Origin of the sequence: Pseudomonas sp. ICMP 3272, from assembly GCF_001466905.1 — a bacterium.
Lineage (GTDB): Bacteria > Pseudomonadota > Gammaproteobacteria > Pseudomonadales > Pseudomonadaceae > Aquipseudomonas > Aquipseudomonas amygdali.
Genome location: NZ_LKEK01000048.1, coordinates 13,752 through 26,191 on the forward strand (window position 1 = coordinate 13,752; position 12,440 = coordinate 26,191).

The 12,440-nt window shown below is 59.8% G+C and carries 12 protein-coding genes; 6 read left to right on the forward strand and 6 right to left on the reverse strand.

Translation table 11 applies throughout. The annotated features are described in order from the left end of the window. The first annotated feature begins 15 nt into the window (after window positions 1-15). From AO068_RS11680 to moaA, 6 genes are all read left to right on the forward strand, one after another. Complete coding sequence (locus AO068_RS11680) at window positions 16-306, forward strand: (2Fe-2S)-binding protein (protein WP_002553787.1); 291 nt, start codon at window positions 16-18, stop codon at window positions 304-306. Continuing rightward, the gene (locus tag AO068_RS11685) at window positions 303-1,694 is read left to right on the forward strand and encodes an FAD/NAD(P)-dependent oxidoreductase (RefSeq protein WP_058408429.1); all 1,392 of its coding nucleotides are present in this window, start codon (window positions 303-305) and stop codon (window positions 1,692-1,694) included. The genes AO068_RS11680 and AO068_RS11685 overlap by 4 nt, the downstream gene beginning before the upstream one ends. Beyond that, window positions 1,691-2,875, forward strand: a complete 1,185-nt coding sequence (locus AO068_RS11690) for an NAD(P)/FAD-dependent oxidoreductase (protein ID WP_058401153.1) — start codon at window positions 1,691-1,693, stop codon at window positions 2,873-2,875. The genes AO068_RS11685 and AO068_RS11690 overlap by 4 nt, the downstream gene beginning before the upstream one ends. Next, window positions 2,872-3,924 carry an ABC transporter substrate-binding protein gene (locus AO068_RS11695; RefSeq protein WP_058401152.1) on the forward strand — a complete coding sequence of 351 codons (1,053 nt, stop codon included), beginning with the start codon at window positions 2,872-2,874 and terminating at the stop codon, window positions 3,922-3,924. Before AO068_RS11690 ends, AO068_RS11695 begins: the two co-directional genes overlap by 4 nt. A gap of 149 nt (window positions 3,925-4,073) precedes the next feature. Then, a complete protein-coding gene (locus AO068_RS11700; protein ID WP_058408430.1) occupies window positions 4,074-5,420 on the forward strand; it encodes a cation:proton antiporter in 1,347 nt (448 codons plus the stop codon). Between the two features lie 279 nt (window positions 5,421-5,699). Next, the gene (gene moaA, locus AO068_RS11705; protein ID WP_058401150.1) at window positions 5,700-6,698 is read left to right on the forward strand and encodes a GTP 3',8-cyclase MoaA; all 999 of its coding nucleotides are present in this window, start codon (window positions 5,700-5,702) and stop codon (window positions 6,696-6,698) included. 42 nt (window positions 6,699-6,740) lie between these two features. Here moaA and AO068_RS11710 read toward each other — a convergent pair whose 3' ends face one another. From AO068_RS11710 to AO068_RS11735, 6 genes are all read right to left on the reverse strand, one after another. Next, entirely contained in the window at window positions 6,741-7,274 is a 534-nt protein-coding gene (locus AO068_RS11710; RefSeq protein WP_005783065.1) for a DUF3833 domain-containing protein, read from the reverse strand. A 17-nt stretch (window positions 7,275-7,291) separates the two neighbouring features. Next, window positions 7,292-7,810: a chalcone isomerase family protein gene (locus AO068_RS11715; RefSeq protein WP_058408431.1), complete on the reverse strand. Its 519-nt coding sequence runs from the start codon at window positions 7,808-7,810 to the stop codon at window positions 7,292-7,294. A gap of 224 nt (window positions 7,811-8,034) precedes the next feature. After that, the gene (locus AO068_RS11720; protein WP_058408432.1) at window positions 8,035-8,352 is read right to left on the reverse strand and encodes a hypothetical protein; all 318 of its coding nucleotides are present in this window, start codon (window positions 8,350-8,352) and stop codon (window positions 8,035-8,037) included. A 557-nt stretch (window positions 8,353-8,909) separates the two neighbouring features. Beyond that, window positions 8,910-9,632: a general secretion pathway protein GspK gene (locus AO068_RS11725; protein WP_058408433.1), complete on the reverse strand. Its 723-nt coding sequence runs from the start codon at window positions 9,630-9,632 to the stop codon at window positions 8,910-8,912. A 23-nt stretch (window positions 9,633-9,655) separates the two neighbouring features. Next, window positions 9,656-10,051 carry a type IV pilus modification PilV family protein gene (locus AO068_RS11730; protein ID WP_057430691.1) on the reverse strand — a complete coding sequence of 132 codons (396 nt, stop codon included), beginning with the start codon at window positions 10,049-10,051 and terminating at the stop codon, window positions 9,656-9,658. Between the two features lie 39 nt (window positions 10,052-10,090). After that, window positions 10,091-12,391 (reverse strand): TonB-dependent receptor, encoded by a 2,301-nt coding sequence (locus tag AO068_RS11735; protein ID WP_058401145.1) that lies wholly within the window; start codon window positions 12,389-12,391, stop codon window positions 10,091-10,093. Between the last annotated feature and the right edge of the window lie 49 nt (window positions 12,392-12,440).

Genomic DNA, 12,440 nt, shown 5'->3' on the forward strand with positions numbered 1-12,440 from the left:
CGGAGCTTTCACGTCATGGCATTGCTGAAACGACTGGCTGAACATGATCGCCCCGTTCTGCCCTTCACCCTCGATGGGCAACCGGCCAATGGTCTGTTGGGCGACACCGTGCTGACTGCGGTATTGACCGCAAGCGAGCACCTGCGCGGCAGTGACTTCAGTGCCGAACCGCGCGCCGGGTTCTGCATGATGGGCGCCTGCCAGGACTGCTGGGTAAGACTGGGCAACGGCCAGCGGGTGCGTGCCTGCTCGACGCTGCTGGAAGCTGGCCAGGCGATTATTCGCGAACCGGGGCGGCGGCCATGAGCAATGACCGTGTTGCCATTATCGGCGCCGGCCCAGCCGGGATTCGCGCTGCCCAAACGCTGCTGGCGCACGGTGTCAAAGCCTGCCTGATCGACGAAGGTCTGCGCGGCGGCGGGCAGATCTATCGTCGCCAGCCAGAGAATTTCCAGCGTCCGGCCAAGGCGCTTTACGGCTTTGAAAGCGGCAAGGCCGTTGCGCTGCATCAGACACTCGATGCACTGACAACACAGATCGACTACCGACCGCAGACGCTGGTGTGGAACGTCGAAGGCAATCAACTCGATACCCTGCACAACGGAACAGTCGCAACCCTGGATTTCACCCGACTGATTGTCGCAACAGGTGCCACCGACCGCATTCTGCCAGTGCCCGGCTGGACAATGCCCGGCGTGTATAGCCTGGGTGCAGCGCAGATCGCACTTAAATATCAAGGTTGTGCGATTGGCGAACGCGTGGTGTTTTGCGGCAGCGGCCCCTTGCTGTATCTGGTCGCCTATCAATATGCCAAGGCTGGCGCGAACGTGCTGGCGGTGCTCGACAGCGCGCCGTTTTCAGCCCAATGCAAGGCGCTGCCTGCGCTGCTCGGCCAACCGGCAACCCTTGCCAAGGGCCTGTATTACCGCGGGTGGCTGAGTGCGCATGGCATTCCCGTGCACCAGGGCGCACACCTCACACGCATCAACGGTGACAAACGCGTAGACGGCATTCACTGGCAACGCGACGGCCAGTCAGGCCACTTGGCCTGCGACGCAGTAGCCTTTGCCCATGCGCTGCGCAGCGAGACACAACTGGCCGACCTGCTCGGCTGTGAATTCGGTTGGAGCCCGCTTAACCGAACGTGGCTGCCCATTCGCGATGACTGTGGGCGCAGCAGCGTGCCAGACGTGTATCTGGCAGGCGACGGTGCTGGAATCATGGGCGCAGACGCGGCGGAAATGGCCGGAGAACTGGCCGCGCTCGGGCTGCTGCAAGACAGCGGTGTCACCGTCGACGCCGTGCGTATCAGTGACCTGCAAACCGCACTGCAACGCATCGAACGCTTCCGCCACGGGCTGGAAACCGCTTTCCCGTTCCCCGAAGACTGGGCTGCCAATGTAGCGGATGACACGCTGGTGTGCCGCTGTGAAGAAGTCTCTGCGGGCGATATTCGTACCACCGTGCAGGACGGCCATTGGGAGATCAACCGGGTCAAGGCCATGTGCCGGGTCGGTATGGGCCGCTGTCAGGGCCGGATGTGCGGCCTGGCAGCCGCCGAGATCATCGCCCGCGAGAGCGGCCGGCCAGTTGAGCAGGTCGGCCGTCTACGCGGCCAGGCTCCGATCAAGCCACTGCCGTTCGGCCTGGGGATGCTGCCCGTGGACAAACAATCAGCGGAGACACAACCATGAGCACGCTGATTGAAAGCGATGCGATTGTCATCGGCGGCGGCATTGTCGGCTCGTCGGCAGCCTTGGCGCTCGCACTGAAGGGCAAGCGTGTGGCTCTGCTGGAGCGCGACTTTTGCGGCTCACACTCCAGCGGCGTCAATTATGGCGGTGTGCGCCGTCAAGGCCGGCCCTTGTCGCAACTGCCCTTGTCGCAACGGGCGCATCAGATCTGGAGCGGCCTGCGTGAGCTGATCGGTATCGACGGCGAATACCAACGCTCCGGCCACCTCAAACTGGCGCGCAGCGAGCTGGACATGGATGCGCTGCGCAGCTACGCCGAAGCCAGCCAGGGGTTCGGGCTGGATTTGCAACTGCTGGATCGAGAGCAACTGCGCGCCCGTTACCCTTGGGCGGGCGATGTCGCCGTCGGCGCATCGCTGTGCGCCGACGACGGGCACGCCAATCCGCGTCTGGTATCGCCCGCCTTTGCCAGCGCAGCTCGCCGGGCGGGCGCTCAGGTATTCGAGCAGGCGCCGGTCAGCGAAGTCAGTCACGACGGCAACGCCTTCATCGTCACGACCGACAGCGGCCTGACACTGCGAGCCCCCTGGCTGCTTAATTGCGCGGGCGCCTGGGCCGGAGCGCTGGCGGCACAATTCAACGAACCGGTGCCGATGTATTCAGGGCATCCGGCGATGCTGGTGACAGAACCACTGCCGATGTTCATGGACGTCAGCACCGGTGTCGAAGGCGGCGGCATCTATGCCCGGCAGGTAGCACGCGGCAATTGCGTGCTGGGCGGCGGACAAGGCTTTGCCCTCGGCCCGGCACACGCCAGACCAGGACAGGCGGCAGTGCTCGACATCCTGCGCAACGCCGTCGAACTCTACCCGCCACTGGCCGGTGCCCAGGCCATTCGCACCTGGAGCGGCACTGAAGGCTACCTGCCTGATCGCGAACCGGTGCTGGGCCCGAGCCTGACAAGACCAGGCCTGCTGCACGGCTTCGGCTTTGCCGGGGCAGGCTTTCAGATCGGCCCGGCCGCGGGCGAAGCGCTGGCCGAATGGGTCTGCGGCGGTGCCTCAACGATCTCGCTCGAGGCCTTTTCCATCGGCCGCTTCCGCCAGGCAGCTAGCCAACCCACTGCGATAGAACCCGCTACTAAAGTCATCCCATTGCACAGAGGAAGGTCGTCCCTATGAAAAGCACCAAACGTCTCGCCCTCACCGGCCTGTCATGCCTGCCCTTGGCGGCCGCACTCGTGTCGTTGCCTGCCCAGGCCGAAACCACGCTGTACCTGGGCATGAACGGCGGAACCATGGAGCGCCTGTACGCCGATCAGGTGCTGCCTGCTTTCGAGAAGGCCAACAACGTCAAGGTGGTGATCGTGCCCGGCACCTCGGCCGATATCCTTGCCAAGGTGCAGGCGAGTAAAGACAACCCGCAGATGCACGTCATCTTTCTCGATGACGGCATCATGTACCGTGCCATTTCCATGGGCCTGTGCGACACCCTGCAGCCCAGCGCCAGCCTCGCTGACCTGCCTGCCAAGGCGAAAATCAAGGAACAGGCAGCGGCTGTCAGCCTGGGTGTGACCGGCCTGGCCTACAACACGCGGATGTTCAAGGAAAAGGGCTGGGGCGCGCCCACCTCATGGATGGACCTGGCCGACAAACGCTTCAAGGACAAAGTGGTGTTCCAGTCACTGGCCTCCTCGACCTTCGGCCTGCATGGCTTTCTGATGTTCAACCGTATCCAGGGCGGCAGCGAGAAAGACGTCGAGCCAGGCTTCAAGGCCTGGCCGAAGACCATTGGACCGAACGTGCTGGAATACATCGCCAGTTCGGCGAAGATCTCGGAAATGGTACAGACCGACGAAGCCGCGCTGTTCCCGCTGACGCCGACGCAAGTGACCGCCTTGAAGATCAAGGGCGTGCCTGTGGAATACGCCTCGCCCAAGGAAGGCGGCGTGGTGTTGAACGTGGCTGAATGTGCAATCGCCAATAACAACCAGCCAAAGCTGGCCCAGAAGCTGGCGGCCTACCTGCTGACACCGGAAGCACAGGCACCTGCGCTGGAGTTCGGCGATCAGATACCGTCAAACCCGAAAACCCCGACCTCCGAGAAGACGCGCGCGCAGGTCGAGGCCATGGAGAAGTACCTGGAAACAGCGGTGACCATCGACTGGGATCAAGTCAACCAGATCCGCCCCGAGTGGAACGCACGCTGGAGCCGCAGTATCGAGCGCTAGCCGCAAGCGGCAAGGTCGAAAGGCCGTGCCATTTACAGGCAAGCACCGACTGATCACCGCCCGGCAAATTATTTCAACTTATTACCGCACAAGAGAGTCCCACCGTTACGCCCTCTTCTTCGGGCGCATTTAACGGTGGTTCTTTCTTTATGAGTTTTATTGTCTGCATGGGCGTGCTTGGCGTGCTCTTGATGCTATTGGCGCTCACGTCCTCGTACCTGCGCTGGATGCCAGTCACCACGTCAGCGGTGTGCCTGGGATTTGGCTTTGGCATCGGGCCGATGGGCCTGGATATCGTCAATCTGGATTTCGAAAAATCCTACGAATGGCTGGAGCGCCTGACCGAGGTGGCGGTGCTGTTTTCCCTGTTCGGGACGGGCATCAAGTTGCGCCTGCCCCTGCGCGGCAAGGCCTGGCACTCTGCCTACTGGCTGGCCGGACCGGTGATGCTGGCGACCATTGCTGGCGTGACGGTCGCAGGGCACTACATCATCGGCCTGGATTGGGGCGTGTCGTTGCTGCTCGGTGCCATGCTGTCGCCGACCGACCCCGTACTGGCCGGGATGGTCCAGGTGAATAACGCCCAGGATCAGGATCGCCTGCGGTTTGGTCTGTCCGGCGAAGCGGGCCTCAACGACGGAACCGCGTTTCCATTCGTGATCTTTGCCTTGCTGTACCTGAGTTCCGGGGGCGCAATGAGCGACTGGGTCCAGGGATGGCTGATCAAGGATTTGATCTGGGCGGTGCCGGCCGGTTTGTTGATTGGTTACGGCATGGGCCGCGGCGTTGGCCATCTGATGATCTTTCTGCGCATCAAGAACGCCGACAGCACCACATCACCCAATGACTTTCTGGCGCTGGCATTGATCGCCCTGGCCTACGTGGTCGCGCAAGGTGTGGGAGCCTTCGGTTTTCTTTCGGTCTTTACCGCCGGATTCGGGCTGCGTCAGGCTGAAGTACGTGTCACGCGCTCAGAGCTGCCATCGGAGCATGTCGCGCAACCGGTACTGGGGCATATGACTGCATCCCTTGAACAGGGCACAGTAGCGCAGGGCGAAGACATGAGCGACTCGCAACTGGCTGCCGGGGTAATGATGGGCGATATGCTCGCGTTCGGCAGCCTGGTGGAACGCGCAATGGAAGTGTTGCTGATCACCCTGCTGGGCGCGGCGCTGGCGATGTACTGGGATTGGCGCGCGATTGGTCTGGGGCTGGCATTGTTTTGCGTGATTCGTCCTGCGAGCGTCTGGCTGCTGGTCAGCCGTCGCCTGCTCAACGGCAGGCAAAAAGCGCTGGTCGGCTGGTTCGGCATCCGCGGCATCGGCAGCCTTTATTACCTGTGCTTCGCCTTGTCACACGGTCTGGCACACGATGTCGGCCATGTCGTGATTGGTATGACCCTTTCGGTCGTAGCGCTGAGCATTCTGGTACACGGCATCAGTATCCAGCCTTTACTGGAACGCTACGAGCGCAGTGCCGCTGCCAATCCTGATTGACAGGCTCATTACGGCAAAGGGCCATAGAGGGGATCGATGAGGGCATTGGAAGAAGCAATTGGACTGCGGCATTTCGACTCGGTAGCGTGGCGGCCACGTAGCAGGTGCATGGCCGCCAGTGCAAAGCTTGAGGCGTGCAGCTAATATGTGAGCAGGCTTGGGCACTTTGCCAGCCTGCGCCGAGGCCCGGATACTGCACCCTGCAAAAAGAGCTGAACCCCTGTAGCACGCTGGCCTCCAAACCTGGAATACAGCTCTCTCGATCATTTAGAAGGTGAAATGTCAGAACCCGTCCTGATGGACCGCTTTGCACGTAAAGTCGATTATTTGCGCATGTCGGTTACCGACCGGTGCGATTTCCGCTGCGTGTACTGCATGGCCGAAGAGATGACGTTTTTGCCTCGGCAACAGATTCTGTCGCTGGAGGAAATCCTTCAGGTAGCCGAGCGCTTCGTGGCGCTGGGTACGCGTAAAATTCGTCTTACCGGCGGTGAGCCACTGGTACGCTCGGGCGTCGTGGGTTTGTGCGAAAAGATCGCCGCCCTGCCCGGCCTGCGCGAACTGTGCATGACCACAAACGGTTCACAACTGGACAAACTGGCCGCCCCGCTGTTCAAGGCGGGCGTCACCCGTTTGAACATCAGCCTGGACAGCCTCGACCCGCAACGTTTTCGCGAGCTGACCCGCACGGGTGATCTGCACAAGGTCATTGCCGGTATCGACGCCGCCAATGCCGCAGGTTTTGTGCATACCAAGCTCAACTGCGTGGTAATGCATGGTCGCAACGATCACGAGATAAACGACCTGCTGGCGTTCGCCATCGATCGCAATCTGGATGTCTCGTTCATCGAAGAAATGCCGCTGGGCATCATCAGCGAGCACAGCCGTGCCGAGTCCTTCTACTCCAGCGATCAGGTTCGCGAGCGCATTGCCGAACGTTACACGCTGGTGCCTTCCACCGACTCGACCCAGGGGCCGTCGCGCTACTGGCGTCTGGCCGAAGCGCCGGGCATTCGCATTGGCTTCATCTCACCGCACAGCCATAACTTCTGCGGCACCTGCAATCGCGTGCGTCTGACGGTCGAAGGTCGCTTGCTGCTGTGCCTCGGCAACGAGCATTCCGTGGATTTGAAGGCGGTATTGCGCGCCAATCCCGGTCAGCCGGAAAAACTCGAAAAAGCCATCATCGACGCCATGCAGCTCAAGCCGTGGAGCCACAACTTCACCCACGACGATGGCGTGCAGGTGGTGCGCTTCATGAACATGACGGGCGGCTGACAGCCGCCCTGGTGGATAACGCCTCAGCTCATGAGGCGCGGTTTATTTACCCGACTTGCGAAAAAACAAAGTGATCTGCCCGACTTCCACGCCCAGTTTGGTCATGGAAGAACGATTGGCCATGGTCTGCTTGTCGATCAGGTACATCCAGTCATCCAGGCTCACGTCATACTCGGTGCCATCCACCGGCAACCTGAGCACATAGTTCCAGTGGAAGCTGTTGCCTGACACTTCGCCATAGGCCTCGCCAACCACGTCACCTGCCGTGCCCTTCCAGCGCCCCGGACCATCGGGACGCAAGCGCCACTCCCGGACCTGTTTGGTGCCATCGCTGTAGCTGAAGGCCTCGTGCATAACCAGCACTTCGCCTTCGCTGTGCCCGTCGATCACCACGGTAAAGCGCTTGGTGACTTCACCGGAGCGCTTTTGAAACATTCCCCAGGCCTCGACACGCCCGGTGAAGTACTGGCGCAGATCGAGCTTGGGCTCTTCCTGACTGTAACGGGTTACCGGCACACCGCCGCAGCCGCTCAGTACAAGCCCCGCAAACAACATCAACATCCACTTTCTCAGCATGCGCCCTCCTTGATGGGTCATGAGCCGGTACTGCCGAGCAACTGCTCGCGAAGTTCGGGGTTACGGGTTTTCGGGTCAAGCCAGATAGAAAAGAAAGCCTTGGCGAACTGCTCGTCAGGCACAACATGCTGGAGTTTGTCGCCGACATAGAAACGCGCTTCGCGGCCGGGCAGGTAAACCCCGGTAATCTTCATGCCCGGCTTAACATCGACAAATGACTGGTTCATTTGCTGACGCCATTGCACCAGTTGCTGTTCGTTCACCTTCGACCCGGAAATACGCTTGATCTCATCGATACTGGCATCGACCAGATCTTCGCGGTCAATATCGCGATGGTAAGTCAGCTCAAGGGCCAGCGGCGCATCCGCTACAAAGGGCTTGGCGGGGCTAAGCAACCTGGCCGTGTAGACACGAAAGCCGAACAAGCTGAGATCACCGCCACCGACAACCTGGGCATTGGGCAATGCCTCTCGCCAATCCGCCGAAGCGCCAGCGCTGAGCAACATCACCAACCATAGCCATCGTGGCGCACGCATCGGCAACCTCTGTGTATGTCAGGTGCAGGCGCTGCCATGAAAGCATCGGCAGGCCGGGAATGAGAGAAGCCAGATAACTGACTCATGGCCGGAATCTATACCAGCAAAAACACTTTGTACAACCAATAAGGCAATTACCCTTTCGGGCGCTGAAAATAAAAAAGCCTGTTCCCGATCAGGTTCGGGAACAGGCTTCAGGGCTCAATACTCATCGCACCTTGAATTCAGGCGACCTGAGAGTGCGCCTGCCGACGGCTCTTCTGCCATTCGCCTTTCAGCGTCTGCAACGTATTTTCCACATACGTGCAGTCGGCCGCCGCTTTTTTGCCGACATAACCCTGACCGCGACGAAACATCTTCAGCGCAGTGCGCATCTGTGGATGAGCGTCACGGAATTCGTCTTCCTGGGTGAATGGCGACATGGCGTCGACATGGACTTCACCTGAATCGGCAATCCATACAATGTGGTTGTCCAGCGTGTCTTTGCATGCTGCAAACAGACGAGCCAGTTCATCAATAGTCGGTTGCTTGTTGATATTCATGTTGATGCTCCTTCGCTCGTAGACTGTTCAATAATTGATACATCAAGTTCATGCGCCAGAGCGTCATCAATGCAACACACGTAAGTGTTGGTCGAATACCGCTCCAGCCCCTCAAGGACATGCAGGTAGCCTTGATGAAGAGCCGCTACACAGCGGCATCAGCGTAGAGAGAAGAAGTCACGAAACCCAAAGACCTGACCCAGGATCGGCAATCGATCCATTACAAGCATCATGAGGACGTTTCGCCAGCTTCTCGCCCATATCGACGACAAATGCCAGTTCAGCTCCATCAATCTGCCTTGTGGGCAGCCTACATCCGGGAACATCTCGACGGCTTGCCGAGCCTGTTCAGTACACTTTTGCAGCGCTCCCGATCGGGGAGACAGCTGCATAATGCAAAAGGAAAACGGGTACGTCAACGATTATGTAGTGAATATTTTATAGCACTACACAATTGTATAAGGGGCTTGTAGTTACGTTAAAACCTGACTGAATAGTCACTGCTCCAGGCAGATATTACGGATGTTCAAGGCTCTTGCTCAGCCTGCAATCCCGCCTCACTCCTCCCACCGCAACACCGTATAGGCCTTGCCTCGCCCCTCCATCGAATTCAACAACACCGTCACTTGCAGACGCGCCATAGACCCCTCTGCCCTCTGCGCCCGGCTCTCGATCACCAGCACCTCCCCAGGATCGACGCCCACCGCGTTTCCTGTTGGCAGATTGAGTGCCATGCGCATCAGCGGGCTTGCGAAGGCCGGATCAGGTCGGTCGAAGCCGCTCCACAGCGTGATTTCAGGCAACAGCCTGCTGTACAGCGCTTGCGTCATGCTCGGCAGTTGCCGAACTTCTTCAAGCAAGCGAAATGGCGGCTGGCCGTTATTTCGCCGAACTTCGAGTTCACTGGCTATTTGACTGGCTTGTGCCTGACTCGCGCCGCACGCCATTGCCAGACGGGAAAAGTCTTCCGCTTGAGCGTTGTTCAGGTAGAGCTTGCCGTTCTCGCTGTGCAGGCTGATGTAGAGCTGCGTGTCGTCGAATGTCAGGGCTATTTCACGTCCGTCGGCGACCCACTTTTTGCGCTGCACAGGGTCAGCCAGGGCCTGCACCGCCAGCTCGACGCCAGCCTCTGCGGCCAGCAGTGCCTGGCTGTGCTGGCGAAGATGCAGCGCCTGGCGATTCTCCAGTTGCACCCAGCCGGCCAGTGACCCCAGCAGCAGGCTGAGCAAGGCCATGACCCAAAGCACCACCAGCAATGCAATGCCACGCTGCTGCATCATGCACACACGCCATAGTTGGGGATTCACAGGTGCACCTGATCAGTCGCCGGACGCAGTCTCAAGGTACTGAAACGCGCCTGATGCCGGGCGTCGCTTACCGTCAGGTCCAGGCGAAACAGGCGCAGTTGGCCTTGACGTGTCGGTTGCCGGGCGACGCTCAGTTGCCAGTCGATACCGCCACCCAGACTGCCCTGGCGGATACCGTCAGCCAACGGCCCTGCTGCTTCCTGATCCATCACGCTCATGGCCGCCTCGGTCAGGCGGTCGCTCTGCTCGGCCTGCGACAGGGAATGCACGCTTTGGCCGAAGGCGACCAGCAGGACCGTGCTGCAAATGGCCATAAGGGTCAATGCGGCAAGCATCTCCAGCAAGGTGAACCCACGCTGGTAGCGTGCGGGGTCGGCTCGGCTCTCACACATGCGGTTCAGCCTCGGGGGCGGGCCCTCCAGGACGATGCGTTAAAGGCGAACCGCCATGGTCACGAACGCACTGCGCGGGTTGCCTATCTGAAGTATCTGCAAGTCGCCAGTGGGATCACTCGCAGCACTGGCGTCCGTGTTGATAGTCGAGATGTAGCGCTTGTCGAACAGGTTCACTACGTTCAGCGACAAGGTGGTGTCCTTGACCGCGCCCAACTTGCCGAAGTCGTAGCCCAGCGTGGTGTTGGCCAGCCAATAGCCTGCAACGCTCGAGTCGTTGGTGTAGGTGTAATAACGCTTGCTCATGTAGCTGCCCTGCAGGCCCGCGTTCCATTGCTGCCAATGCCAGTCCAGACTGCTTGAATACATCAGCCTGGGCGTGTCGACGACCGTCTTGCCTTTGACATGCACCTCGCTGGTACCGCTCTGATAATCATCGTCGTAGGTGCTGTGGTTATAGGACGCCGTGTTGGACCAGCTCCAGTTCTCGTCCGGGGTCAGTGCGAAGGTCAGTTCCAGGCCTCGGCTGGTCACCGAGCCGACGTTGGCTACGCTGTTCTGGCAGATCACGATCCCGGTGCAATTGGTAATAGCCACCAGGCGGTTGTCGAACCGGGTGTTGTAGACCGCGGCCGAGGTTGAATAAAGCGCGTTGCTGCGACGCACACCCACTTCAACCGTCTTTGAGGTTTCCGGTTTGAGGTTCTTGAACCCGCCTGCCGCGTCGACTGCCGTCTGAGTGGTGAAAAACGGGCCGTAGCCGCCACTGGGGAAGGCGGCGACGTTTTCCGAGTAGGAGGTAAACACCTCATCCTGATCATCAAGCTTGTAGGTCGCCCCCAGTTGCGGCAGGAAACGGTCTCGCGCCTCCAGCGAACCACTGGCGTAACCGCCACCCTTGCCTTCCACCGTCGAGGTAGTGACTGTGTTCTTGGCACCGAACTCGAGTTTCAGGCGGTCGTCGAGCAAGGTGTAGCTGTCGCGCAGATAGAATTGCCGAGTCAGGTCGTTGTAATCCTGAGAAAGAATGGTCGCGACCTGCGGCAAACCCTTGGTTCTCACGATGTGATTCTGCGGTGCCGTGCCGGTCGGGTCGAACAGGTAGCGGGAGACGTCATTCTTGTTCGACTGAATCCAGAACCCACCCTGAATTTCGTGCTGACCCAGAAAGTAAGTCAGCGAGGTCTGGAAGCCCGAGCGGTTGATACCGTAGACCGTGCTGCGAATGGAGTTGGTAGGTACGGTCGTGCTGCCACTGGTGTACACGAATGGATAGTAAGAGTTGCCCCGCCCCGAGTCGTGGTGGTGATAAACCGTGGCATCCAGCAGCAGATCATCGCTGAGGGAAAAGTTGCCACTGAGGATGTCCAGTTCATCATCACGCAAACTGCTGCCGTTATAGGTCGCGTCTGCTGCACGGGTGACACCGCCGGTGAAAATACCGTTGGCGGCGTTCACAGCCCGGGTCCAGTCCGGCGTGTAGTAACTCCAGTTGTACCCCAGACGCCTGATCATGCTGCTCGACATGGCAGGCAGGTTGGCCTCGTTGTGCGTTGAGGTACTGTGATAGAAGCTCAGGTGATTAGCGTCGAAATCGTAGGTGACCTTGGCGTTGAGCGCGTCGGATTCCTGCGGATTGTCATGACCTTTCCAGGCATCGGCATCGTATTTTTCGCCTGACACATAAGCCGCCAGCCCGTTGTATTCGCCGGTATCAACGCGCACATACGTGCGCGTGGTGTCATAGCTGCCGAGGGTTTGCGAAAGGCGCGCGCCAAACTCCTTTTCGGGGTTTGAACTGGTGAACGCGATTGTGCCGCCCAGGTTGCTGTTGGAGGCAGTGCCCAGCGCACCGATACCGGCCGCGACTTCACTCTTGGCGATATTTTCCGCGATGATTGCGCGGGTGATACTCAGGCCGTTGAAATTGGCGAAACTCATGTTGCCCAGCGTCACACCATCCAGTGTGTAGCCCAGATGATGCATGTCGAAGCCACGCAGACTGATGCGCTGACTGCTTTCTTCACGCCCGAGCGGGTCGCCGGCTTGAAAGCTTACCCCGGCAAGACGCTGGAGCACCTTCATCGGGTTGGTGCCCGCTGAATAGGCCTTGATGTCCTTTTCATCGACACGCTGTACCTGGCGCGTTTCCCCTTGGCCAATCACTGAAACGGTACCGAGCGTGGTATCGGCTGCGCCGGTGGCAGGCTCCTGCGCCGGGTCTGTCGGCGTCGCGCTGTCCTGCGCATAGCTCGTCAGGCTAAGTGCATGCAGTCCGATCAGTAACACCAGTCGTTGAAGGGGAAAACGTGACGCACGCGTAGTCGATAGCATGATCATGAAAACGTTTCCTGAAGGCGTAAGAAGTCGGCAGGCTCTGGCCCTGCGC

Bases quoted from the DNA above. Each gene is read 5' to 3' on its own strand.
- moaA (WP_058401150.1), top strand. From the start codon at position 5,700: ATGTCAGAACCCGTCCTGATGGACCGCTTTGCACGTAAAGTCGATTAT.
- AO068_RS11715 (WP_058408431.1), bottom strand. From the start codon at position 7,810: ATGCGTGCGCCACGATGGCTATGGTTGGTGATGTTGCTCAGCGCTGGC.
- AO068_RS11680 (WP_002553787.1), top strand. From the start codon at position 16: ATGGCATTGCTGAAACGACTGGCTGAACATGATCGCCCCGTTCTGCCC.
- AO068_RS11710 (WP_005783065.1), bottom strand. From the start codon at position 7,274: ATGCTGAGAAAGTGGATGTTGATGTTGTTTGCGGGGCTTGTACTGAGC.
- AO068_RS11735 (WP_058401145.1), bottom strand. From the start codon at position 12,391: ATGATCATGCTATCGACTACGCGTGCGTCACGTTTTCCCCTTCAACGA.
- AO068_RS11695 (WP_058401152.1), top strand. From the start codon at position 2,872: ATGAAAAGCACCAAACGTCTCGCCCTCACCGGCCTGTCATGCCTGCCC.
- AO068_RS11720 (WP_058408432.1), bottom strand. From the start codon at position 8,352: ATGAATATCAACAAGCAACCGACTATTGATGAACTGGCTCGTCTGTTT.
- AO068_RS11725 (WP_058408433.1), bottom strand. From the start codon at position 9,632: ATGATGCAGCAGCGTGGCATTGCATTGCTGGTGGTGCTTTGGGTCATG.
- AO068_RS11690 (WP_058401153.1), top strand. From the start codon at position 1,691: ATGAGCACGCTGATTGAAAGCGATGCGATTGTCATCGGCGGCGGCATT.
- AO068_RS11685 (WP_058408429.1), top strand. From the start codon at position 303: ATGAGCAATGACCGTGTTGCCATTATCGGCGCCGGCCCAGCCGGGATT.
- AO068_RS11700 (WP_058408430.1), top strand. From the start codon at position 4,074: ATGAGTTTTATTGTCTGCATGGGCGTGCTTGGCGTGCTCTTGATGCTA.
- AO068_RS11730 (WP_057430691.1), bottom strand. From the start codon at position 10,051: ATGTGTGAGAGCCGAGCCGACCCCGCACGCTACCAGCGTGGGTTCACC.